We start from the raw sequence: 23,920 nt of genomic DNA on the forward strand, positions 1-23,920 counted from the left end.
ATTTCAATCAAGGATACTAAAATTCTTGATTGAGCATAAAAAAAGACTTGGCAGCATGAGCTACCAAGCGACATGAAAAACAAAAACATTCAGCGCGTAATCGCCTAAAGTACATGTATAGTGTACCTTTATTTAGGTTAAATGTCTATTGATTTGTCATGAATACACAAAAAAGGCTAGGATAACCCTAGTCTTTTATCGGATATTCTCCAAGTTGTTTTCAATCCATTCGAGACGATTTTGGTGGCCTGCTGGAATCGGTCTAGGGTCTCTTGAGTAGTTTTTGAACCGCATTTGAAGCATATAGCCACCGCCACCGATGGAACTAGATTCTAATGCGATCTCTAAATAAGCGCTAGAAATCCAATTACCGCCCGCTGTGTACATTCTGCCAGCCCCTCCGATGATGTCTTCACGACTATTCTCAATCCATTTTAGAAGCTGTTGTTTTTTGAACATGTCATAATAAGCATAAAATGGCATGTTCAATTTAAGTGAGTTATCAATGTAATAATCAGTTTGAGCCTTGCCAATCATAGCAAGCTCGAAATCATCGAATAGGCAGTCGAGCATTGCGTTTACTCGTGCCGCCCCCATTTTCTCGATGGATGTATCACCGTTTTTGAATTTTTGCCAATTTGCATCGGTAAATTTGATGCCCGGCAATTTGTAAAAATCATTTTCAAACTTGAAATAGCGTCCCACGTATTCCAAGATTAACTCTTTGATGTCATTGTTGATTTCCATTTTATTTCTCCTTTTTATTAAGCAATTACACTTTTTGGGTACCATTTAGCAGAAACTCCATAAGGTGTCACGATTTCAAGTTTAACAGCTTTATCAGTTTCTTCGACCAACCCTTTAACACTGATCGCACTTACTGACATGAACGCCAAGTCTTTCTTGTTGCGTCCACGAAATTCTTTTTCAGCAAACCATTTCTTAACACCTTGGAATTTAACGTTTGAAGAACGGAAGAAGTAGAAATCATCCGCCATTTTTTGACGTTTAACGGCTTTCCAAGCGAATTTCAATGCTTCAGAAAAAGTTACGTCATTTTTTTCGTTTTTGAAGATTTTCCATGCTAGGCTCATTACTTGTGATTTCATTTCCTTTACTTCCTTCCTTTATCTTACAAGTATATTATATATCATACATGATAGTTTGTCAACACTTTTTATAAAGAAATTCAGTTTTTTTGCAAAATAAAAACCCCGACTAAAAGCCGGGGGACAGTTCGAGGAATTTATCGAAATGATACCAAGTATTCCACTGACTATAGTATCACTTATCTTTGAAAATCACAAATAAAAAAGAGCTATGAGACTAACTCATGGCTCTTTGCCTATGATGGATATTCATTATAACACAAAAAGGGCCCTCTCTCAAATAGCCCTTTTCGGTGGGCGCGACGGCACCCGTTCCATAAAATTCCATCGGGCTACGTGCACATAGCTTACATGGCGCTGAACTTAATCAGTCTTTTAGACAGTCAAGGCTTGCTTGCTGTAGGTATATTATACCAAATAAAAAAAGCCCCAGCAAAACGCTGAGACTTCGACCACTACCACCATGATGTCCCTACTGTGGTCTGAGGGGAGGTGATATACTCCTTTTCGTTTTTTAGTTTGCGTGGTCTTGATTAAGCGAATGAACCGAATGACGTTACACGGCGGCCATTCTCTGATTGTCCGACTGCGACATAACGACGATTTCCAGACCCGCCAATGTAGCTAATCCAGATATAGCCGTCAACGTCACACCAGCCGTCATAGTTGATAGTTTCACCAGCTCCATAGACTGCCACGATTTCAGCGCCTAGACCGGCACCAGCTCGAACGTTAAGAGCTGATACTTCAACTGTAAATGTCCCGGTTTCCTCGTTAATAGTAATTATACCATCAAACGGAGTTGGGGTTGGTGCAGGGGATTGTGATTGGTTGTCGGTTGGGAAATAGAACCAGCCCACAATACCGTCAAAATTGCGTGTATTGTAACGAGCAGGGCCGCCAACGTATAAGCTATCAGCATTGCCGTCAATATTCTGCTCGATAGTTCGCATGGTGTAGCCGTCTGAATCTTCGATAACCAAGCCAGTGTGGCCGTATGAATGACCTGCGATGTAAGTGGTATCCATGACGAATACAGCCCCACGACGTGGACGGCTGTCGAGGTTGCCTTCTTGGTTGTACTCGACCTCATAGCCTGCTGCTGCCGCTGAGTTTAGCAAGTCAATTGCGTTACCCCAAAGAGCACGGCCAAAGAAGTTAATTGAGATAGAGTTGGGCAGGTCAACACACTGTGTTCCCCACGATCCATCAGCATCAGTACCGACACCAGCGTCAGCTAGATTTTCTGCAAATAAGATAATGTCATTATCTGTTGCCATATAGTAGGCCTCCTTAAATTATTTTTGAATAGCTTGTTTAATCTCCGAGATAGTTCTCTCCAACTCTTCGACCTTCTGTTTTAAAGCGTCAATTTCACTTGTAGGTAGTTGAGATTTTGTTACAAGTGGGTCTGCCGCGAATTTATTTTGCTCTAGAACCTGTAGGAAAAAGTTGTTATATGTTGGAAATAACCCATACGCTTGGCTGATACTCAACGATGAAGATTGTTTGTCTTTAATTTCCTTGATATCCTCACCGACTGCTTGAGCAAATTCTGTGAACTTACTCATAGGCTCACGCTTTCGCAGCAGTATATGCTGCTACCAAGTCCTCAGTTTCAATAGCTGTAATACGATTGCCAAACTCTGTAAGTTTAGTAATGATGCCAGAATCAACATTACCACCAGCAGCGGCGATTTTATCAGCGATTTCCTTGAGTGTGTCCAATTCTTCTGGGACGCCTTCGCCCAGAATAGCAGTCTTAACACCTTGAATGGCAGTGTTAAGTTGGTCTTGAGTGATGCCGTTAGTGGTTACTTCGCCTTTCTCAGCCTTGCCAGCCAACGCTGTTTTAATTTCTTTGATATCTGCACCAACGGCTTGGGCGAAATCGTGTAATTTACTCATTTAATTATTCCTTTCAGATTTTAGCAAGATTGTAGACATTTACGAGGTCTTCCGTAATTTCACTGCCACCGGCAATGTACCCAGAATCTCGCAATTCATCCGCTAGTAACTTTAGTTTAGGGCTCTTGTCCGATGGAATAGCACTATCTGCATTCAACGAGTTCTTCACTTTCACTTTGAAATTATTGGACGGGAAAATATGCCCGTCCAGTTTAATTTCAAGGTAGTAAGTGCCAGTAGCTACCACGTTCCCCATTGAGAATGAAAAACGCCCATTTTCAACGGTAATATCTTGGTAGAGCGCCACTGTCTCATCATTGGAAAGTGTCAACTTACCAGTACCAGATAGCTCCATGCGTTTTCCGTCGTACCCTAGAATTTCAAAACCAAAAACGGAAGTGGTGTCCCCAGATTTTAGGACATCACCCCCTTCAATTTGGTTGATAGAGGTCATGAGTCTAGACATAAGCTAGTCCTCACGAGGTTGGTTGTAGTTTAATGCACGCTCACTGTCTGCCACACCCTTTGTTGTTGGGTCGGTAACGATTCCAAGAATAACCAAGATCACAACGAAAGTATTTACACCCTCTTGAATGTTGCTAGGGATATTAAGCCCGAATTGTTGCAACATCAAGAAAACCGCTGAGATAAGAGCTACTAGAGTAGCTTTGTTTTGCAAACGTAGTTTAAAATTAATCATTTTCTGTTTTCTCCTTTTCTTCTTCAATCGAAGTTAAATTAAATTTGTCTTTGTCGATATTTTTTTTTATGTACTTATCAAAGTACGGAATTTCCACTCCTAGAGCCGATAAGCTAGCTAGAATACTAGAGCCATAAGCTGCAATCATAGCCATGATAAAGGCATCTAACATCCCGCCTAAATTCATGAAATTAGCGAACGGATAGAAGATGGCTACAAAGATAATCATAGCAGTATGACTGACAAGCCCTTTTCTGAATTTCGAGCTTGAAAACTCATGATAAGCCCACGCCCTGGATACTCCCACCACGATATCACTAGCAATGATAATCATTAGTAGGAACACCCATAAATGGTCATCTATCCCATGCTCGTAGAAGTTCCGTACAACATCCAAAATCCCCCAAATTCCATCTGGCTTGTTCAATATTCCCCCTTCTACTCAAATTTCAAACCACGGAAGGATGATGGTTGATTTGGCGTGTTTTTAACTGAAATCTTGTAGAGACCAACATCCAACCGTGCGCCATCATCCAAGTTAGCACCGTTGCTACTTACAGACACGTTCTCCCCGAAGTATTTAACTGCAACTGGTTTATTGACATAGACCAAAACTTCAAACATGGTCTTTTGAGCCCCATTAAAGTGCCCCTCTAAGTCAAACCCATCTACCTTCGAAGGTAAGAATTTAACCTCTTTTTCAACATCGGATAAATAATCTGAATAGTTCAAGTCTGAGACAACACGATTATTCTGATAGCCAATTTTGTTGCCAGCAGCAACCTCCTCGACACGGTGAATTAATTGACTGGCTAGAAATTCCGCTGATTTTTGATGTCCTAAATCGCCGAAGTGACACATATCAGGAATAAGAGCCTTAACACTATACTCTGAGTCATTCAGAATATTTCTAGTCCCGGCATTGTAGTCAATGAATGGAATACCTAGTTCTTTCGCTAAATCTTTCTTGATATTGTCAGCGATACTGTTGATCTTTGAGCCGAAACGATTATAGTTTTCAAATTGGGCTTGTGTCGACATTAGAATTGGTTTAATTCCTTTTGATTTCAAACGTTTAACAATGTCGATGTGGTTCTCTTCGAAAGGTTGAATGTTGGCCTTCTGGTAAACACTGTCATTAATTCCCATTGAGATAATAGCATAGTCGATTTTTTCGGTGATTGGAGCTAAAACAGCATCCAAATTATCTTTTAACCAAGCAATCGTTTTACCAGAGAATCCACGGTTATAGAATTTATGGTTAAAGCCATACCCTTTTTGACCGTTAATAATACCGTTTAAAATCTCGGTATAAGTGTTTGGTTTTGGTGTCAAACTTTCAAGAACATTTCCTGAATAACCAGATGTTCTGTACCCATCCGTCGTTGAGTCACCTAACATTACGATAACTGTCCGCTTGGTTTGTAAGTCAACTTTCAACCGTTCAAGTGTGATGTCTTGTTTGCGTTGAGTTTCTTGGTTGACAAGAAAAATATTGCTATTGCTAGAAATATGCCTAATTTCATTTTGGTATATTTCAGCCACTTTGATTAGTGAAGCTGCTTTAGAAATATCTTTCTTCTTGTGACTGTCGTAACTATCCATGTCCGCTACTTGAAACTTTTTGGTCTCTCTATCAAAGAGTAACAATTTCCCGGAGTAGTTCGGTAAGGTAATTTCAAAATCTTCAATGCCGTTGATGTAATAATTTTGAAAAGAGACAATAATGTCGCCTTTTCTTTGACCTCTGACAGTATTTGTTTTGGCGTCAAATGTGATTTCCCCTTGGATAACTGTCCCCCAGTCGGCATTCACGTAGTCTAAGCGTTCACCGACTTTGAGCCCCACCGTCTTAACAAATGGAGAGGATTGTGGGTGAACCAATGCTCCATTAAATAGGATTGCTAAGATGGTTTCACGATTACCAATGTTTTGAATGTCGTTTAATGTTTTGACATATAACGAGTTCGTCTCGTCGTTGTAAATAACGTACTGCGACAAACCCGTTTTTGGCAGCGGAGCTGTTAAGGTATCTCTGGCGTTGGCTTTACGTTTTCCGACTTGGAACCAACTACCGCTGCTTAATTCCACTTGAGAATTGGCGACATCAATCAATAGTCGACCTGCAATCATCAACCCAAACCCCATGCGTTCATCAAGTTTGGTGTCCGTAACTGCTCCATCAACGATGTTAGATGTTGAAACAGCGTTGTTTCCAACCACTGCCACCTTGCCACCTGAGATTTGCTCTCTTGCATCTTGCGCAAGGTTTGCCCACTTGATTTGACCACTACCGTTCTTGTCTACCTTGTTGTCGTCATTCCGCTCCCCTAGTTCTTGACTTGACTTGGCGGTTGTTTGGATATCTTGAAGGCGTTGATTTAGGGTTTCATATTCCCCCCGAGCTTTTGCGACTTCCAGATTGGCGTTGCCGTTGGAAGTGCCGTCAGTATAAGTTGTTTCGATAGCCTTAGCAATAGCCTCTCGAACATCTGCCCCCCGTGTCTTTTTGCGGATGGCTCTAGTCAAAACGTCAATGCTTTGGGTGTTTTCTAAAGGCGTCACATCATCATATAGATTTAAGCGCCCTTCTGCTTCATTCTGTGGCATTGGTTCCTCCTTCTTTTAATTCGTTTTGTAATCGTGTAATTTCGGCTTCTACATCCCTAATCGTCCTAGTGCGTTCTTGCTCGTCCATGTTGTATGATGCAAGTTGATTATCGTAGTTGGCTTTGGCTACTAGATAATCAGCAAACGCCTTGTCATACGCCGATAATTCTTCTTGCGTAGCATCTGTTTTAGGTGGATTGGGTGCTGTTGGCTCTATAGGTGCTGTGCTAGGCTTGTTTTTAAGCGCTGTAAGTTGACTTTGTAGAGCCTTCAAGCGCTTAGTTTTTTCGGCAACAGAAGCATTCTGTTTGACACGTTCGATAGAATTTTCCGCTTCTTGCAACTGCAGCTGGTACGCTGCAAGTGATTGAGATTGCGAGCCGATAGTCAGCTCAACCGACTGTGGGTTAAGTATATCAATTTTCTTTTCCAAAATTTGCAAAGTTTCAATCCCAGAGAGAGGTGCGTTGATAATCGGGTGCTTGTTCCCGATTTCAAATTTATCGTAACGGTCATCAATCAAATAGCGTTCAACGGCTGAAATCGTCCATTTTGCAAGTGCAATCTTTTGGTTGCGTAGATACTGCTTGCCACGAGCCAATAGGACACTAGGGTTGTCGATTTCCGTCCAGATTACTGGCTTACGGATAACCCCAAACTCTTTGATTAGTTCCTTATCCTCAAGGAACACGCTATGATTGTTGACATTCCAAATTGTGATTTGCTCCCTTGTAACATCTGGGCTTTGGTCTTCGTCTGGATGGTCTTTCTGAATATCCGCCCCTACTGGCATAATTTGAGTAGCCAGCCCATCGAAATCAAGCAACCGACTGGCTGATTTGATATTTTTGCCAATCTGGATTGGTGATTTCTTGGTAACTCCAATGTCTTTTGTCCAGTCTAGGTGCAGCACAGTGTTTAACTCGTAAACCCTTAAATATCCACCGATATTGTTGATAATTCGCTCTCGTACACAATCCCATGTGGACTCGTAACCAATATAGCGAAACGGTTTATCCGTTCTACTGTTGACGGTTACTTTTCTTAAAGAATACCGCTTGTAATCTTCAACTTGCCCATTTGCGACATTTAACATTTCTAACAAATACTGCCCTGCCCCACGGTTCGGCAGTTTCTGGAACCATTGAGCCGAGTCATGAAGAAACGAGAGGAAGTCTTCACACGATACTTTTTGGGCGAAACCATCCGTTGTCATTTCGTTAGTCGTGGTCAGCACCCGTCCAACAAACTCAATCGTTCCATCGTAGAGGTTGACTACTTCGATAATAGACTTGAACGGAACCATCTTGTTATACAACGGATGTGTGAACGGGATAGCAAATGTAAACTCATTGATGGTATTGAGTGCTTGAGTGATTTCACCAGCGATGATTTTCCCACCTTTTGAGCTATAAGGGTTGTGAATTGTCTTCCGTGCTATGGTATTTCGGAGGAGTTTATCTCCACGCCTATCATGTACATTAGGCCACCAATAAACAGCGTATCCACCCCTTTTCCTCATCGTTTTTGGTGGGTCTGGGATAGTGATTTTCTCACCACCAAGACCCTCTAAACTGCCATCTTGGCGAGAGAGATAGACGTGGGTAAAATATTCACCTCTATCATAGTCATGGTCGGAGATATTGACAGTACAGAACCATTCATCACCCCATCGCACACCTTGATACCAGATTATGTCGTCTTGGTCTGCCACTTTGCCAAACTGTTCCGAGTATTTTTCTTTTATGCTCCAAGTCGGGAATCCAACGCTTTTCAATCCTCCATCAATGCTTGCGCCAGTCACCTTGACACTGTAGCCAGTATGACTAACGTTGTATACTTCAATTTTACCTGATACCGTCATGCCATAACCTCATTATTGTAGTGCATGGCAATTGTGCCATTGCCTTTAGTTCTAAAGTAATTAATGCCCTGATAGAGCGTTAATGCAAAATCTCTATTCTCGCCACGTTTTAGGTTGTAGATAACACCATCGGCATCAATAAGCGTAACATCTTCATCGCAATAGACCACTGGACTAATGGCTGTGTCACCAGAATTAACGAAATAAATCGTCCTTTCTGTCCTTGTGTAGCCTAACTGCCATTTAGTCCATGTTGAGTCGTCATTTTCAAAATCGAAGGTGTCCCATACATCATCAAAGTAGTCGTTCTCATGAAATGCAAATGGATAGCACTTGAACACGATAGTAGCAACCAAATTCTTTTTAATTGGGTCATCAGCTACCTTGATACTCTTAATCTTGCCCATCCAATAGTAACGCTTATCGTGTGTATCAAACAGCTTTCTTTCTGTCTTAGTCGCCATGCGAGATTTAATCTCACGTTCTGCGACCTTTCTTGATTCATACTCAGTGAATGGCAATTTAAACTCGTATGTTATCTCTCTAGGCTTAAACACACGTTCCCCCAAAATACTAGAAAAGTCGAGTTCCCCTTGCATGAAGGGGATAGACTCAACGATTTCCTTCTCTTCTGGCGTTGGTGCTTCACGTTTCTGTAGGTACCAACCAGCGTCACGACTATTAAAATCGCCAAACGCTATATATTCTTTGATTTTAGTAATCATAATCTGTGTCGTCCTTTCAAAGTTTTAATCGTATCAATGGCACTATTGAAGTTATTAACTGTGCCACCGACTAGAGCACCCGTGTCTAATACCATGTTTTGACCTTGTGCTACTTGGTCTTTAAGCTCTCCAAGAGCGTCAATCACATCGCTAAGCAACCCTGCCGAATGTGCAGCATAGGCTTCTTGACGTGCTGAAATGGTAGCGTCTGGCGTCTTATCACGTAAGACTTCCATCTTCAACTGACTAGCCATGTTTGAAGTGGCACCGGTCAGCATTGCATTAGCTCGAACATTGAACCCGTTGACTTGGTCACGGATGTAGTCAAGGCTATTAGCAACTTCTGGTGCTGATTCATCGATACCTCTAGCAATACCAAGACCAATCCACCAACCGACTTGGTCACGGAACAAGTGTGAAGGTGAGTTGATTTTGGCTTTCGCTTGTGCTGCACGCTCTGCTTGTGCTACCAAGGCATTGGCTGCTGCCGTAACCGCTCCAAGAGCTGACATCATACCAGCGGCAAGACCTTGACCCATGTAAGCCCCTGCTGAGAAAAAGGCCCCGTAACCGGCTCTAGCTGCGGCTGCGGCTTGGTTAACCGCTGCTTGCGTAACTGCAACTAATTGCTGTCCGCTCGCTTGCATAGCTGATACCATTTGAGCACCACCGGCACGGATAGCGGCAACGACTTGGTTCATGCCGTTTCTGACTGCTGAGACAATCTGATTCATGAAGGCTTGCGTGCTAGCAACCATTTGTGTACCGCTAGAACGTAGAGCCGCAGTCATTTGCATAGCTCCAGACGTTACCGCTTGAACTGCTGACATCATGCCTGCACTTACTGCCATACCTAATGACATCATTGTAGCTTGCAATGTCATTGCTGCTGCTCCAACGGTAGCGAACACACTAGCTAACATCATGACTTGAGCACTTATCATTGCAAGTCCAACTCCTGCCATTTGGGCTGAGCTAGCAAGCATAGCAAGCTGACTAGATACCATGGTAGCCATCATAGAAACCATGCTGAAACCAGTCTGAGCAGTCATGAGCTGAGCGCCAAACATGGTCACTGCTGACCCTGTCATCATGAGCTGTGATGTCATTTGCATCAAGCTAGTGGCAAACATCATGAATTGAGTGTTTAGCATGGTCAATGAAGTACCAATCATCATGAATTGAGTACCTACAAGCGTTAAGCTAGTGCCTAGCATAGTTGAGCTAGTAGCCATCATTGTCATGCTCGTAGTGATCATAGTCAACTGAGTAGCTAACATTGTTAAGCTAGTAGTTAGCATAGTCATGCTTGAGCTGATAGAAGTCATGCTAGCAGTGAGCGTCATTGATACTGTGCTGAACTGAGTTAAACCAGTCGCAGCAACCATCAAGGCTGGTGCTAGTGTCATGATTTGTGTTCTAAACGCTGTGATAGGGGCTACAATAGCCGTTAAACCAGCTAGCGATTGACTAGCTTGACTAGAGAACGTACTAAACGCAGTACCAGCGGTAGTGAGTAGTGATTGTAGGTTTGTGAATGACGATTGAATGCTTGTAATCGTGCTTGAGAATGATGTCAATCCAGATACAGCACTAGATGCTGAACTAGACACCTTACTCATGCCATCTCCGAGCTTAGTCATACCAGTACCAGCTTGAGCAAGCCCTGCTGAGTTGTTACCAATTGACCCAACTCCTTTGGCAACTGCCGCAAGAGATGCAGCCATGTCTCCTAAGTTGGTATTGGTAATCTTAACGACACCATTAGCAAGCTGATTGAAGCCAGACCCCGCTTTTTGAGCAGCCGTACCGATTGAGTTGAACACATTAGCCAAGCTATTCAATACGCTACTGATTGCACTCCCAGCGGATGTAATTACGCTTGAAATTCCTTCAAACGCTGACTTGATACCGTTTCCGATACCTTGAGCCGCTGTGCTGATTGATGTCCCGACTGACTGCACTACACTAGCAATACCCTGCAAGGCTGCACCAATGGCTGAGCCAGTAGCACTAATGATACTTGCCACACCACTAAGAGCCGTACTAATAGCCGTACCGATACCCATTGCAGCGGTAGCAATTGCCATTCCTGCTGCTGACACAACCGATGCAATGCCACTGAATGCAGCACTAATCACACCACCAATGGCCGTGATGATCGGCACGATTTGCGTTATTGCAGTAACAATCGCTGAAATGATTTGGCTGATTATTGGCGCCAATGTTTGAACGACTGTAACAATAGCAGAAATCACTTGACTAATGACTGGTGCCATTGTTTGAACAACTGTAACAATCCCTTGAATCAAAGTCATAATAACTGGTGCCGTTGCTTGAATGGCTTGTACAATCACTTGTAAAACCATTGCAATCTGTGGTCCGAATTGCCCGATTACTTGAGCAACTTGGACGATACAATTTGAAATTACCGGAGCGATTGCCACGATGGCATTAGCAATGATTTGAGCTACTGCCGTGATAGTATTTCCGATAATTTGAACAATCGGAGTGATAGCGGTAGCTACTTGACTGATTGCAGAACCAATGGCACCAACCAACCCGCTAAATGCACTGATAATAGCTGGGAGCGTTCCTAAAATAGAAGTCCAAGCATTACCAAACGCTGTAATGAATGGTGCTGCATTGCCTAGAGCAGTGCCGATAGCTTCAACAAGTGGTGAAAGCTTGGCGAGTCCTGGTGCTGCTTCACCGACTGCTTTAACAACAATACCGAAAGCAGTCCCGAATGCTTCAATGATAGTTCCTGCTGCTTTACCAATCGATTCGACAACGGTCCCAAACGCTGAACCGATAGAGCTAATGATTTGTGAAACACCACTAGCATGACTTGCTAATAGCGAGAACGAAGCTACAATCAATGCAATCGCTGCACCGATTCCGACTGCCGCAATAGCAATACCTGTGGCAAACGAGAGGATTTGAGCTGAACTCAACCCCTTAAGCCCTTGTAAAGCGAATTTAAGCCCTTGTCCAAAGCCTTTGTAAGTTTCAGCAATACCTTTGAATAAGGCTGTCAGAACGCCTTTAATCGCATTACCAGACGATTTAATGACGTTTGACATTCCACTAAATAGCTGAGTAATCGTTGATTTAGAGCGTCTAGTGCTATTAGCCGCTTCACCCATGCCTGCTGCTGCATCACTTCCGAACTTCTTGAATGGGTTAAGGCTCTTGATAAAGTCAAGCCCTCTTAATGCTGCACTAACGGCAGAAATACCGGCCTTGGCAGTCATGAACCCTGCTACCATTGCTAAAATACCGCTGGTGATTCCGTTTAAGATTCCCGGTGGAATTGCACTGATAAACCTAGATATTGCTGAAATAGCTTGAGATATCCAGTTAACAAGCGTTCCAAGAGCTGAGCCAATACCTGAAATGATAGACTGCATTTGTGAGCTACCGAACACCTCACCGAATGATGAACCGATAGTTTTAAGAGCGTTCCAAGTATCTTGCACTGCTGCTTTGAACGATTGAAAAGCCCCTGTATTAGCAAATGAGCTGATGAAACTTCTAACTGATGTAGTAGCGATATTCAAGGCTTGCGAGATACCGTTAGCAATGTCGCCAAAGACTGAACCGAGGCCATGCATGAGCTTACTGCCATCGATTTTGCTGAATAGTTGCTTGATTGAGCTTGAAATGTAGGTAAACGTCGCACCCAGATTTTTTAAAGCTCCCGTGTTAGCGAAGCCTTTCCAGAGCGACTGCAATCCACTGCCAATCTTGTCAGCAATGCCGTTGATGTCAATTCTTTCGAGCGCATCGGTAAGACCGACAACTGCCTTGATACCGATTTGATTGAGTTTCTCAAACTGTGGCATTAGCTTGTTAGCAAGAGATTCTTTCATCCCGTCGATAGCTTGGTCAACGGTCTTGAACTCTGTGGCCATCTTACTGAAAGTGTCGTTGTTACCCACTTTAGCAATGGCGTCAAAGAAGTCCTCGGTCTTAATCTTGCCGTCTTGGACTGCTTGGACCATTTCAGCGGTACTCATGCCCATTTCTTTTGCAATGGCGGCAATACCTGCAGGCGTTTGCTCTAGCATAAGTTTGAAGTCTTGCCACTGGACTTTAGGCTTAGCAGCCATTTGGGTAGCTTGTTGACTCAAGGTCTTCATGGCTTGTTGTGGATTCTCCGCCGCTGCCGCAAGGCCACCGAAACCTTTAACAAGCTCGGTTGTATTCTTTGTTCCTACAGCCGCTAACTGAGAGTAGGTAGAAGCCATGTCGGACGCTGAATAGATTGTCTTGGTCGCAAAGTCCTGTAACTCGCCTTTGACTTGCTTGATTTGGTCAGTAGGCATGTTAATCTGTTGCATGTTGCCTTCAAAAGTCTTCCATGCTTTAGTCGAGCTATTAAGCTCACCAACCATGGATTTCATGCCATTACCAAGGGCACTAATACCGCCCATAATAGCACCACCGATTAAATTAGCACCGAGAACAGACTTGAAGACCGAACCAACTTTACCGGCTGAACCTTTCAAGCCCTCTAACGCCCCTTTGATACGTTTAGCCCCGCTTTCAGCGTCTTTTCCGTCAAATAACGCCTTGATGGTGACTGTACCATCTGCCATAGATTATCCCTCCTTTCTAAAATTCTTCTTCGTATTCTTCATCTTCCTCGATGATCTCATAAGGGAGAGCATAATCTTTTTGAAGTCTACGCATTTCCTCTTTGTATTCTGCTGAGTCGCCCTTTTGTGCCTTCCATTTACGAATTTTGACCACTTCCATGAATTTCGTACCCTCTGGCAATCCAGATAATAGAGCGTTGAATTTCTTCCAGTGCAGTTCGCCTTGAACATCGAATAAATCAATGCCGTAGGCTTGCAAGAATGACGCATAGATATAGTCACCGTCATAACGAATGTCATAAGGTGCTTTCTCTTTAGGCTCGTCGCTTGTTGTGGTCTTCATAGGGTTGCCGGCAAGGTCATACTCAACATGGTTGTCCTCGACTTCTGACAAGCTGATGTGTTCCTCGAAAACCTCGTTAAATATCTCTGCCATTTCCTCGACGGTGAAATCTTCCAATGTCTCACCAGTCAAGATACGGATGCCAAAATGTGGTTTAACAAACTCTGGAACGTCTTCGTCTCTCCACATTTCAAAGAGTTTTAGGACATTGTTAAACGAAAGGTCTAGGGCGTACTCTTTATCATCAATAACTAACTTGTCGGTCAGTTTTCGTGATAGATCAAGCATGATTACTCAGCCAAATATTTATCGAAGGCTGCCTTTGAGTTTTGATTCTCAAATTCAGAACGAATGCCGGTAATGGTTTCAATCAGATAGAACATGGCGATATTTGTTGATTCACCCGAAAACGCATAGACAAGATTAAATGCTTCTTCATCGTCAAAGATTTGTGTAAAACCTTCTTTCACAAACTCCGTTGCCGCATCAATGGCAGCCTTATCGTCTGTGCCTTTGATTGCTAGGCTCCTAGCTTCCAATTCTTTCCCGACTTCTTCCATGCGTTTAATATTGCTATCTGACATTGGGAAATTAAGCTGGAACTCACCGAAATCGACTGGGATGACATTGCTACGTTTTTTAATTACTACCATGTTTATTTACTCCTTTAATACGAAAAAAAGAGGGTAAGGGCTAAACCCCACCCTCTTAGTTGTCTTATCTTTGTTTTATTTAATTAGTGATTACCCACCGATTCCCGGTGTACCAGTTTCTGATGAAGCACCAGAACGACTAGGATCTGGTGACGCTGTACGTCCAGAAGTTTCAGAACCAGTGCCAGCGGCTGCTACTGCTGCGGCTGCTACTGGTGTGCCACTGATGTCATGTTTCTGTGGTGTACGAGACCAGTTAACTTGGAATTTGATTGATTCAAGTTCAGACGCTTCACCGTCACCAATTTCGATTTCAGACAAACGTGCAGGGCCTTCCTTGTAGTATTTGCCTGTTGGTACTACTTCCTTGTACCAAATGATAAGATCATCAGCTACTGCGTCTTCTTTTTCTGCGACAAAGTTTTGAGCTTTATCGTCGTAATCACGGTGTCCCTCAAACGAACGACCGCGAGATTTTGAAGTAATGATTTTTTCTTTAGTACCATCACCATCGAAATAAGCAATGTCATCATCTTCTGCGTCGTTTTCTGGTGCAGATTCTTTGATACCTTTGGCAATCCAAAGATACTTATCTTCGGTTGGTGGTGTGTCTGGATGTTCTGGGTCGTAAGGTGCGATGTAGTGTTTGCGAATCGCATTTTTAAATTTAGCCATTTAGTTAAGGCTCCTTTCTACTTCTAGTCTTGCCTGCAAATCAAGCAAGTAAATGTAAAAGCCCTGCTCGTCGGCATCGTTTAAACTCGGTGTCTCGACGGTCAAGGCTAGGAATGTATATGAATTGTTTTTGCTTGGTAGCTCAAAGCCAATTTTAGAAAGCTCGGTGTTTATCTTCCATAAGATAGCGTTTAGCTTTTGCTGGTCCTTTGATTTAATAGCTATCTCGTAAGGTAGCGATAAAATCTGAGTGCCAGCCATATCCTCGTCTTCCACTTTGCCACCCGGCAAGGGATAGACTGAAAGACTTTCGTCTTCTGAAAGATAATCAAGTTTGCATTTCAACGGCAGTCCAAGCGTATTGATGAAGTTTGCTAGAACTTCTGAAAAATCGTTGTCGTTCATTAATTAACCCCCATAGCTCGAAGTGCAACTTTACCCCACTCTTTAGAGTGTTTAGCAGACGCTTTCTTGTCCCAACGTTTGCCAGTCCCCGGTGTGGTGTATTTGCTGAAAGTAAAGCTTCTATTTTTGTTGTAACTAGACCCATAGAATTGAGCCCTTGCATAAGGTCCCGGATATCTAATACCATCGCTAAAAGGCGAACCGCTAGCGCTCAAGGTTCCATCTCTACGAGGGATGAATGGCTGCATGTCTGTAATCATTTGCCCAATCATGGCAACCTTTCCACGCTTGACTGCTTCGGGGCTGCATTTCTTTTCAAGCCCTTGCAAGTCAACTTTAACGGTTACATTAGCACCCATCAGATCACCTCGATTTCATAGCAAAACACTTTGTTTTGTCTTGGATAGTAGACTGGAATAATGGAACGAATCTTATAATCACGTTTACCGTCGTTAATCAAGCCGTTTTCAAAGCTTTCATCAAGCACCACTGGGCAATATTTCGGATAGACGAATAAAACACTGGGTTTTGATTCGCTACGATTGTTAGTTGACCCGCTAACATTGAACTGTCTATCAAATCTAACAGGTTTAAGGGTTGTGGGCTCATCATATGTTGCTTTACCCCAGACATCCGTTTCTCCCGTTAATTTCTTGATAGTGACAGTATCAACTAACATGCGTTTATCAATAACGGTCATAACACACCCCCTTGTAGCCATATCCTGCCCCTTTAAGAGCGTTCAAAGCGTCAAGGGATAGATTGTAGCGACTGCCCTCAGTGGAAGCCTTAGACGTGTTCTTGTAGCTGATAGAGGTCCGCCCAAGAGACACACTAGAGACTGATTGCTTTTCATCAGCGGTCATGATGCCGCTGCTATCTAAGTAGGCAATTTGAAAAGCCGTCGCTAATTTGACGGCCTTCTTTCGATATTCCAGTTCTTTTTCAAAATCCACAAAGTCATAGAGGTTTCTAATAAACATATTGATAGCTAATTCTGCTCTAGCTCGTAGCTTTTCAAAATTTTCGACCTCATCAAAACCAAGTTTTTCAAACTCGTTTTCAGTTAGATAAGCGATTTTAACCACCTCCATATAAAAAAGGCGGTGTATTATCCGCCTTCTAGTTTATTCCTCGATTTCGTAACCGAGATTAAGAAATGCTGAAACAGCGACGTCGTTGGTAGCTGTGAAGCTTACGCCATCTTTGGTCAAGACAACGCCGTTTACTGTTGTTTCTTCTTTCTTCTTAGCTGCCATAGTTACCCCCTATTAGGCTGATTTGTGGACGTAGATAGCTTTCTTCTTGTTGTCCAAGACAAATGCATCATAACGGATACGTCCTTCAACAAGTTTCCCGTTGATTCCTGGCGGGTTATCGTGAATCTTGTAGTCTTCAAGCTTAACTGGTGATGTAGTAGCTACTGGGTGAGCGATGATAAAATCGACACCTTGAGGAAGGCGGCCCGGTGTAAGAACTACTGGCATGCCGTCAATCATACCGACTTGACCATTGATTGTAATTTTTTGTCCAAGATCAGACTGTTTAACAAATGCTGGGTCAAGCTTGATAAGTTTGTAGAACTTAGAAGATACATGAAGCACGCGCCCCGCTGTTGGAACAAATGCTTCTGTAAGCTTAATTTGACCGTCAAGCACTGCTTCATAAGCATTATCTTTAGTAACTGCTGCTGTAACGATGTTGTCTGTATCAGCACCGCCTGCGATTGTTGCGAATCGGTATGTGTCGATTTCTGGGATAACAACTTCTGAAAGCTGACGGGCAAGAGCTTTTCCAGCTTCCATCACACCGTTTGTGTCTTGTTCAGATTTCTTATCAATAGTGAATGTGAATGAGCGGTCTTTTTTCAATACCATTGTTTGAACAGTATTACCGAGCTCATCCGCTGTACCGTAACGATTGACACCGCTAGTTGTGTAGTCGTTCATTTGTGAAGTCGGAACAGAATACACTTTAACTGTGTCAACTCCAGTGAAGTCGAAATCTTGGTTAATGATACCAGTTGAAAGAGCTTCTTTTGTGAAACGTTCATCAACCTTGTTGTCAAATTTCTGTGCGTAGTTAACAACCATGTTTTAAATACCTCTTTTCTTTTTATACGCTATCAAAGCCTTCAAATAGGGCTTTATCTTCTGCGCTAATATCCTGCCCAGCGTCCGCTGCCGGATTGCCTGGAACAGTGATATTTGGGTTTTGCGGCTCGCTTTGAACTTGAAAGAGGTAAGGGCTTGTCTCTCTTAGACCGTTGATAGTTTCTTCTAGGACTGGTTTGCCGTCCTCGCCTAGTTCAATCTTGTCTAGGTCAATAAACTTCATAAGGTCCTCGGAGTTGTAAGCTCCCACGTCCTTCAATGCCAATGCTACCGCGTTAGTTTTCTTAACTTGTGCAAGGTTAGCTTCATTCTCAGTCTTGTAAGTGTCAAATTGAGCTTGTAAGTCCGCTAACTGTTGCTTAGCTTCTTCACTTGCTCCCTCTTTGGCTTTCAAGTCTTCGAGTGCTTGGCTTTGTTGCTCAAGTTGTTGTTTAAGGCTGTCGTTCTCAGCTTGTAGCTCAGACTTAGCTTGTGATTTAGCGTTCTCAACACCTGCCCCGTACGCTTGCATGATATTGTCAATCACACTCTTGTCTGTGATACCAGCTTCAACCAACATGTCTCGTTTCAAACTCATGTTTAAAACTCCTTTGTTTTACGTCCGGTGGACTGTATTAACCCAGTTTTACGACGTTTGGCAGGTCGAAAGAAAAAACCGCATCAAATTGATACGGCTTTATTAGTAGTCTATTCCTACCAGTCAAGATGTTGGATCACCAGCTTTCTTTTTCTGTTGCTTTCGCAGCTCGATTTCTGCTTTAGCTTGGTTGAATGGGTCATCGTAATACCTCTCTCTCGAATAATCTCGATACAAGAATGGGTGTTGTCTCAGATAGTCCCTCATAGCTGCTTGCTGTTTCCTAACTTGCCCCTTATACTTGCTTATTAGCTCGTCATCCTCTAGCTTGTTAGCTACGTGAAGCATCTCTTTTGACTTTCTGATAGAGCGTTCTATAGCTCGCTGCTTAGCTTGAGCGTTAGCATTTTCTATAGCTTGCTCTGGCGTTAGGTCTTTTAGGTGTTCCGGTAAGTCTGGCTTATAGTTAGCGCCTACCACAAACGGCGTCATCTCATGGTGGCAGTTGTTACCAAGACAACCGCCTGCGCTACCGAAACCATAATCGGATAGAGAATAGATGCGCTCACCTTTCTCCGTCCTAGCAGGGCCATGCGTAACTATTTGATGTTGTAACGGGGCGCACATTTCACGGGCCGTTGACTTCATCGAGTAATAGAATGTATCGATTCCGACTTCTTCAGCTGGTGCCATTCTAGCTTCACGATAGACCCGCCATGATGTTGAGCGAATAACCGTCCTAGCGTATGTGTCAGCTCTCCAACGTTTCCCTTGCTTGTCAGTGAAACCATAGAAACCCTTTTCTGCCCACTTCATAACCGTAGTAGATACGGCTTTGTTAGGGCCCATAACCCCAGTGACAACTTTGGCCACTGTTTCCTCGACTATGGACTGATAGACCTTTCTGACACTGACTGGCAGCGTTGTATTGATAAGGTTGTTGATGTCTCCCATGGTCTGATTGACGTAGTTAGCTAGGTTTATCTGGATAAGATTGTTATCCACAAAATCACCGCCGCCCATTGAATCTAATAGCTGGGTTTTAGTGTCCTTGTATATCTGGTAGCCTTCGTTTTGAATGACATATCTTAACTGCTGCTCAGCTACTCCAGACCGTTCAGCGATAAGCTTTATATTTTCATCGTTGAGCAAGCCCATTTCACTCATTTTCTCGATTTGCCAGATATAAGGGTTATCCTCTAGGCTAGCACTGCCACGCTCTCTGATTCGGTCAACAACTTGGTCGAATAAGTCCATTGTCATTTGATGATAGATGTCAGCGACACGGCTAGCGTCTAGCATTAGCTGCTGATCATTTAGCTTGATAGGTTTCTTATTCGCCATAGGTTATCACTCCCCGTAAATTGACTTATCTTCTAGGCTTCTATCGTTGTTAGCTTCTTCAATGGTGTTGCCGTTGATTTCTGCTTTGATTGCCTTGGCTTCCTCTGGTGTCACGTTAAGGACCTTCTCAATGGCCATTGTTTCAGTTCCAAAGCCTGCATTAACTACCTTAATCCAGTAATCAAGCTCTGCATCTCGGTCAGTGAAGACACCATCGTCAAGGTTAACGCTGATAGCGTCCATCTCTGGGATTGCGCCGCTGTATAGACCGTAAGCCTTAGCGAGCTCTAGCATTGATATGATTAGTTCTCGTAGTGATTGCTCGACTAGTGAGACAATACTGTTGCGCATTTGGTAGGTGTCCGAGTTCTCGCTGACAATCTCTGTCGCAGTCTTCATGCTCTTACCGTCGAACGTAAACATGCCGGCTGACACGCCTAGTTGCATTTCAAACAAGCTCAAGCCCTCATTGATAGCCTTGATATAGTCTTCTGCTCTGATAGGTGTTGTTAAGTCAGTAATCTTAACACCGCCGTCGATGTCGTTGCTCTCGAATTGCTCATAGACGTTCTGACCTACTTCAAATTGATGTCGAACGACAACCTTGTCACCTTCTTCGGTATAGATAGGCTTAATCAGTTGAGCAGGAACAGCAACACGACGCTGCCCCATTTTGACCTCCCACATAAACTGGTCATAGGTCTCATTGAGAAAATCAATCGTAGTCTTAGCATTATCGAAGATAGATAGACCAAGAGGGCTATTGATATCCTTGTTGTTCATGCCGGGGGCTTTCAGATAGGTAAATAGCGGACGGCTTAAACCGTGCAATTCTACGGTTTCTTCTAGGTCCTCATAGACCTCTGATAGTGGCACCCTTTGCCCTACGATATTTTGATCGTCTGAACGGTATAGCTCGTTTGATACGGTATATTTGCCATTTTTAGCCCACTCATGCAGCTCGATAAGCGTGTAATAGATTACCTTCTTACCCTGGTTTTTAGTGGTCTTAGTAACGATAGCAGCACTTGATACATCTTGAGTGTTCGATTGCAGTGGCAGAAAGACCGGTGCTTGCACAAATGACACCCTGACTTGCTCACCGTCAATATAAGGACGCATTGCAAGACCACCGAGGGCCAGACATGACTCTAGGTAGCGCTCAAAGTTCTTTGTGAAGCGGTCATTATTAAGCTGCTCTTGAATAAACTTGTCAGCCGTTGCATCATCCACCTTGATTTCAGCTTGTTCGTTGAATACAAGGCTAGCAATCTTCTTTGAAGCCGTTCTAGCAATAGGTAAGTGATTGAACGCCCTCTTTTGAGGCGTGCCGTTGCTATCGGTGTACTTGATAAGCGGATATTTACCGGCAAAGTATTTCAAACTCTCCCTAATGCGGTCATATTCAGCGATAGACACGGCGATTTTAGGGTGGTCTGTGATATTAGTTAGACTTTCCGTTGTCATAACGTATTTACTCCTTGTGAATAAGTCTTTAATGGTCTGTACTATTCCCATTATTAGCTCCTTTAAGCCTTCAAATCTAACGCTCTAGCGTTGTCTAATACGAAATATTTGAATTCATCGACGGTGTGGTCATCCTCTTTGATAACTTTAGGATCGTCTGTGTGTATCGTTTTCTCATCGTATCGATACATCTTGTGCTCTTCGTAGAATATCTTGTTACTTGGTATATCCAGATAATAGAAACGCCCCTCGGCTAACAGACTGATAACCATATCAACCATGGTCTGATTCTTCTTCTTGGCCACTGGGTGCCAGCGTTCCCTATAATCTTTGAAATACTGGTTACGAAGTGCACCCTCTGCACTATCAATGGTCATTTTAAGCTTAGGCACTCGGTACTGCTTCATAATCTTTTCGATAAAGTCATGGATCATAACCGTCAATTCACTCGGCGCCTTCTTAATCACTTGACCAGCCGGACTGTAATAGAATGTATCTAACAGAATCACATTACCCTTTGCAGTAAGGCCATAAGCACCGCATGCTGTAGCTGATTGTTGGTGCCCGGTATCGAGTGCAAATGATATACCGATAAGCCTATCGTCTGTTGGCAAGCTGTCAATAGCGTGGAATGTACTCATGTTATAAACCTGATTACCAAGCCCCACTGCTTCACCCAGATAAAGATAGCGGTAATAGTCGTAATCATTCTGCTTAATGCGTTCGATATCTTCCAGCATTTGCTCGGTGACAAAGCCTAACTCATCATCAAGATAGGTGCTTGAGTGTGCCAGGTAGTTGTCATTAGTCTTGATATCCTCAAACCATTCGTTTATCCAGCTATACGGGTTTCTAGGTGGGTTGTATGACCAGAAAAACTGCACAAAGGGCGCCTTATCGTGTTTCTGCCGCATGAAAGTAACGTTAGACTGGTCGAAGTCTTCAGCGTCGTTAAACTCAGCCGCTTCCTCATACCAAACTGCGATAATGTTTCCGATGTCGTTTGATTTCAATTTCTGGAAATCGTCTTGTCCGTAGAAATAAAACGTCGAACCAGTACGCTTGTGAACAATCTTAAACGGGCTTACAGTGGCCCTAAACTGGTTATCCAGACCAAATAGACTAATAGCCCATTGGACCTTATTAAACACGCTGTCACGGATTGTATTAGCTACTTTCCGAATGACTACCACGTTAGCTTTTTCGCCCCTCATGATGTATTTAATCATCATATAGACGAGCTTCAACACGATTACAGACGACTTGAAAGAGTTACGCCCACCCTTTAGCACGTTATAAGGTTTGTTAGACTGCCACACAACCTTGAAGTTAGGGTTTACATTCTTCTGGATATCAATCGTTGCCATCTGGGATGTCCTCCCAAGCGTTGATGATGTTGACGTTCATAGTCCCTTCGACACCACTGTCAAGCTGCTCTCTTAGCTTTCTGATCTCAAGCTCCAATTTCTCGGACTGTTTAGCCGTTGGATAACGTTTCAAGATTTCAACAATTGCCTTGATAACTGTATTGTTGTCAGCCTTCTTCATCAACCTTTCAACTTCACCAGTCAAGGGATTCATCATCAAGACTTCTTCGTCTCGTTTCCCTCTAGCAATGTCGGATAGAATGGACAAGGCTTCTTTTGCATCCATGATATTCTCATCGTGCATTTTTTCAACTTCGGCTTGGATAAAGCGTTTAATCTCAACATTTCTCAACAGTCTTTCACTCTGGGAGCTTGCTGTTCTTTCGCTATACCCAGCATTGATTGCTGCCTGTGTGCCATTCCCTAGCTTGATGTATTCGCTAGCAAATAGTTTTTGTCGTTGATTTAGCCCAATGTGTCCACCTCCTTCATTGCATAATCAAAAAAGACAACCCACAAAATGAGTTGTCTCCGTTTTTCTTCGATAATATAATAATACCACTTTAAACAGTTGTAAGATACCGTGCTTTATCCGTCAAACTACCGTTATTTCAACATTCTACAACTAGCTTGCCATCTCTATACAATTCTGCAAATGCTAGGATAGCATTATTAAGTAGCTCTTGAAAAGCCGTCCTCTCGAATCCGATTGCCTGGGCGATTTGCCAGTTTGGTTTAGGTGGATAAGCTAGGTATTTCTCTATCAAGATTCTACGATAGTCTGGACGGTATAGCCCGCTAACTGCTTGCTCTATGGCTTCTAGCTCGTTCATTGCATCGACACGCCTAACTGCGATATTTTCCACCGGTCTGCTCACTCCACTACCACCCCGTGGCATGAATGTAAATTCCTGTGTTATTTTCTGCTCAGCGCTATCGTGTGCAATCTCTCGCCATCGTGGGTATTCTCGAAGTTTTCGCTTGCAACGTTTGATTGTTGCTTTTTCATCAATTTCCGGCAATAGCATTGTTCTATCCTCTTTGATATAATAGTTATATCGTGTTCAAAGAGTGCCGGCCATCGTGTCGGCCTTTTTTATTTTAGCCCAAAGACATTAAGAGATTTATGAAAAGATTGATGTATTTGTTCTGGGCCTTTTATCGCCTCCTTTCTACCAAGACACCAGCAAGGTCTTTGGCTTTTTTTAGTAATGCGACATCGATAAGAAAGAGGGTTTTTCACATCCTTTTTTCTTAAATTTGCTGGGTTTGTTTGAGCAAGGTCTGTCAACTTGCTCGGTGTCGAAAAAGTGTTCAAGCCACTAAAATCTATATCCATTTTTAGTGTATTTTTGACAGACAATGACTGGCAAAGGAGTCGAACCCTTGACAGCCTGCGATAGATAAAATCGTTATCGGAGATATTTCTCCTTTTCAAGAATAAAGTAGTAGAAT

Annotated in this window: 26 protein-coding genes and 1 pseudogene; all 27 read right to left on the reverse strand. The window is 43.1% G+C overall.

The genetic code is table 11. The features are described from left to right. Positions 1 to 195: 195 nt before the first annotated feature. The 27 genes and pseudogenes from acrIIA6 to HMPREF3112_RS10355 all read right to left on the reverse strand — a co-directional run bounded on the left by acrIIA6 (position 196) and on the right by HMPREF3112_RS10355 (position 23,493). Positions 196 to 747, reverse strand: a complete 552-nt coding sequence (gene acrIIA6 / locus HMPREF3112_RS10230) for an anti-CRISPR protein AcrIIA6 (RefSeq protein WP_070439665.1) — start codon at positions 745 to 747, stop codon at positions 196 to 198. A 17-nt stretch (positions 748 to 764) separates the two neighbouring features. After that, positions 765 to 1,109: a hypothetical protein gene (locus HMPREF3112_RS10235; protein WP_070439667.1), complete on the reverse strand. Its 345-nt coding sequence runs from the start codon at positions 1,107 to 1,109 to the stop codon at positions 765 to 767. Positions 1,110 to 1,642: 533 nt separating this feature from the next. Beyond that, positions 1,643 to 2,389: a CHAP domain-containing protein gene (locus tag HMPREF3112_RS10240; RefSeq protein ID WP_070439670.1), complete on the reverse strand. Its 747-nt coding sequence runs from the start codon at positions 2,387 to 2,389 to the stop codon at positions 1,643 to 1,645. An 18-nt stretch (positions 2,390 to 2,407) separates the two neighbouring features. Continuing rightward, the gene (locus HMPREF3112_RS10245) at positions 2,408 to 2,680 is read right to left on the reverse strand and encodes a hypothetical protein (RefSeq protein WP_070439674.1); all 273 of its coding nucleotides are present in this window, start codon (positions 2,678 to 2,680) and stop codon (positions 2,408 to 2,410) included. Positions 2,681 to 2,684: 4 nt separating this feature from the next. Then, positions 2,685 to 3,017, reverse strand: a complete 333-nt coding sequence (locus tag HMPREF3112_RS10250; protein WP_070439676.1) for a hypothetical protein — start codon at positions 3,015 to 3,017, stop codon at positions 2,685 to 2,687. A 13-nt stretch (positions 3,018 to 3,030) separates the two neighbouring features. Next, complete coding sequence (locus tag HMPREF3112_RS10255; protein WP_070439678.1) at positions 3,031 to 3,483, reverse strand: hypothetical protein; 453 nt, start codon at positions 3,481 to 3,483, stop codon at positions 3,031 to 3,033. Positions 3,484 to 3,486: 3 nt separating this feature from the next. Next, positions 3,487 to 3,717 (reverse strand): phage holin, encoded by a 231-nt coding sequence (locus HMPREF3112_RS10260; protein WP_070439682.1) that lies wholly within the window; start codon positions 3,715 to 3,717, stop codon positions 3,487 to 3,489. Beyond that, entirely contained in the window at positions 3,710 to 4,144 is a 435-nt protein-coding gene (locus HMPREF3112_RS10265; protein WP_070439684.1) for a phage holin family protein, read from the reverse strand. The genes HMPREF3112_RS10260 and HMPREF3112_RS10265 overlap by 8 nt, the downstream gene beginning before the upstream one ends. Before the next feature lie 11 nt (positions 4,145 to 4,155). Continuing rightward, positions 4,156 to 6,327: an SGNH/GDSL hydrolase family protein gene (locus HMPREF3112_RS11180; protein ID WP_083278188.1), complete on the reverse strand. Its 2,172-nt coding sequence runs from the start codon at positions 6,325 to 6,327 to the stop codon at positions 4,156 to 4,158. Then, positions 6,314 to 8,191, reverse strand: coding sequence for a phage tail protein (locus HMPREF3112_RS10275; protein WP_083278190.1), 1,878 nt, complete (start codon positions 8,189 to 8,191; stop codon positions 6,314 to 6,316). The genes HMPREF3112_RS11180 and HMPREF3112_RS10275 overlap by 14 nt, the downstream gene beginning before the upstream one ends. Beyond that, the gene (locus HMPREF3112_RS10280) at positions 8,188 to 8,916 is read right to left on the reverse strand and encodes a hypothetical protein (protein WP_070439685.1); all 729 of its coding nucleotides are present in this window, start codon (positions 8,914 to 8,916) and stop codon (positions 8,188 to 8,190) included. Before HMPREF3112_RS10280 ends, HMPREF3112_RS10275 begins: the two co-directional genes overlap by 4 nt. Then, positions 8,913 to 13,520 carry a tape measure protein gene (locus HMPREF3112_RS10285; protein WP_070439687.1) on the reverse strand — a complete coding sequence of 1,536 codons (4,608 nt, stop codon included), beginning with the start codon at positions 13,518 to 13,520 and terminating at the stop codon, positions 8,913 to 8,915. The genes HMPREF3112_RS10280 and HMPREF3112_RS10285 overlap by 4 nt, the downstream gene beginning before the upstream one ends. 16 nt (positions 13,521 to 13,536) lie before the next feature. After that, entirely contained in the window at positions 13,537 to 14,151 is a 615-nt protein-coding gene (locus tag HMPREF3112_RS10290) for a Gp15 family bacteriophage protein (protein ID WP_070439688.1), read from the reverse strand. Positions 14,152 to 14,153: 2 nt separating this feature from the next. Beyond that, positions 14,154 to 14,516 carry a hypothetical protein gene (locus HMPREF3112_RS10295; protein ID WP_070439690.1) on the reverse strand — a complete coding sequence of 121 codons (363 nt, stop codon included), beginning with the start codon at positions 14,514 to 14,516 and terminating at the stop codon, positions 14,154 to 14,156. A 90-nt stretch (positions 14,517 to 14,606) separates the two neighbouring features. Beyond that, entirely contained in the window at positions 14,607 to 15,191 is a 585-nt protein-coding gene (locus tag HMPREF3112_RS10300; RefSeq protein ID WP_176744480.1) for a phage tail tube protein, read from the reverse strand. Continuing rightward, positions 15,192 to 15,596 (reverse strand): minor capsid protein, encoded by a 405-nt coding sequence (locus HMPREF3112_RS10305; RefSeq protein WP_070439691.1) that lies wholly within the window; start codon positions 15,594 to 15,596, stop codon positions 15,192 to 15,194. Next, entirely contained in the window at positions 15,596 to 15,955 is a 360-nt protein-coding gene (locus HMPREF3112_RS10310) for a minor capsid protein (RefSeq protein WP_070439692.1), read from the reverse strand. The genes HMPREF3112_RS10305 and HMPREF3112_RS10310 overlap by 1 nt, the downstream gene beginning before the upstream one ends. After that, on the reverse strand, positions 15,955 to 16,296 hold the full coding sequence (locus tag HMPREF3112_RS10315) for a putative minor capsid protein (RefSeq protein ID WP_070439693.1): 342 nt from the start codon (positions 16,294 to 16,296) through the stop codon (positions 15,955 to 15,957). Before HMPREF3112_RS10315 ends, HMPREF3112_RS10310 begins: the two co-directional genes overlap by 1 nt. Further along, positions 16,283 to 16,690, reverse strand: a complete 408-nt coding sequence (locus tag HMPREF3112_RS10320) for a hypothetical protein (RefSeq protein WP_070439694.1) — start codon at positions 16,688 to 16,690, stop codon at positions 16,283 to 16,285. Before HMPREF3112_RS10320 ends, HMPREF3112_RS10315 begins: the two co-directional genes overlap by 14 nt. A gap of 33 nt (positions 16,691 to 16,723) precedes the next feature. Next, positions 16,724 to 16,855, reverse strand: a complete 132-nt coding sequence (locus HMPREF3112_RS11820) for a hypothetical protein (protein ID WP_256262699.1) — start codon at positions 16,853 to 16,855, stop codon at positions 16,724 to 16,726. A gap of 12 nt (positions 16,856 to 16,867) precedes the next feature. Further along, on the reverse strand, positions 16,868 to 17,689 hold the full coding sequence (locus tag HMPREF3112_RS10325; RefSeq protein WP_070439696.1) for a major capsid protein: 822 nt from the start codon (positions 17,687 to 17,689) through the stop codon (positions 16,868 to 16,870). Positions 17,690 to 17,711: 22 nt separating this feature from the next. Continuing rightward, positions 17,712 to 18,287 (reverse strand): phage scaffolding protein, encoded by a 576-nt coding sequence (locus tag HMPREF3112_RS10330; RefSeq protein ID WP_070439698.1) that lies wholly within the window; start codon positions 18,285 to 18,287, stop codon positions 17,712 to 17,714. A 150-nt stretch (positions 18,288 to 18,437) separates the two neighbouring features. Then, positions 18,438 to 19,631: pseudogene (locus HMPREF3112_RS10335) on the reverse strand (phage minor capsid protein); the annotation flags it as partial. Between the two features lie 6 nt (positions 19,632 to 19,637). Continuing rightward, entirely contained in the window at positions 19,638 to 21,149 is a 1,512-nt protein-coding gene (locus HMPREF3112_RS10340) for a phage portal protein (RefSeq protein ID WP_305366756.1), read from the reverse strand. Between the two features lie 11 nt (positions 21,150 to 21,160). After that, positions 21,161 to 22,465, reverse strand: coding sequence for a PBSX family phage terminase large subunit (locus tag HMPREF3112_RS10345; protein ID WP_070439704.1), 1,305 nt, complete (start codon positions 22,463 to 22,465; stop codon positions 21,161 to 21,163). Continuing rightward, entirely contained in the window at positions 22,452 to 22,940 is a 489-nt protein-coding gene (locus tag HMPREF3112_RS10350) for a terminase small subunit (protein ID WP_070439706.1), read from the reverse strand. Before HMPREF3112_RS10350 ends, HMPREF3112_RS10345 begins: the two co-directional genes overlap by 14 nt. Positions 22,941 to 23,076: 136 nt before the next feature. Then, positions 23,077 to 23,493 (reverse strand): ArpU family phage packaging/lysis transcriptional regulator, encoded by a 417-nt coding sequence (locus HMPREF3112_RS10355; protein ID WP_070439708.1) that lies wholly within the window; start codon positions 23,491 to 23,493, stop codon positions 23,077 to 23,079. Between the last annotated feature and the right edge of the window lie 427 nt (positions 23,494 to 23,920).

Origin of the sequence: Streptococcus sp. HMSC10E12, from assembly GCF_001807855.1 — a bacterium.
GTDB classification, from domain to species: Bacteria; Bacillota; Bacilli; order Lactobacillales; family Streptococcaceae; genus Streptococcus; species Streptococcus salivarius.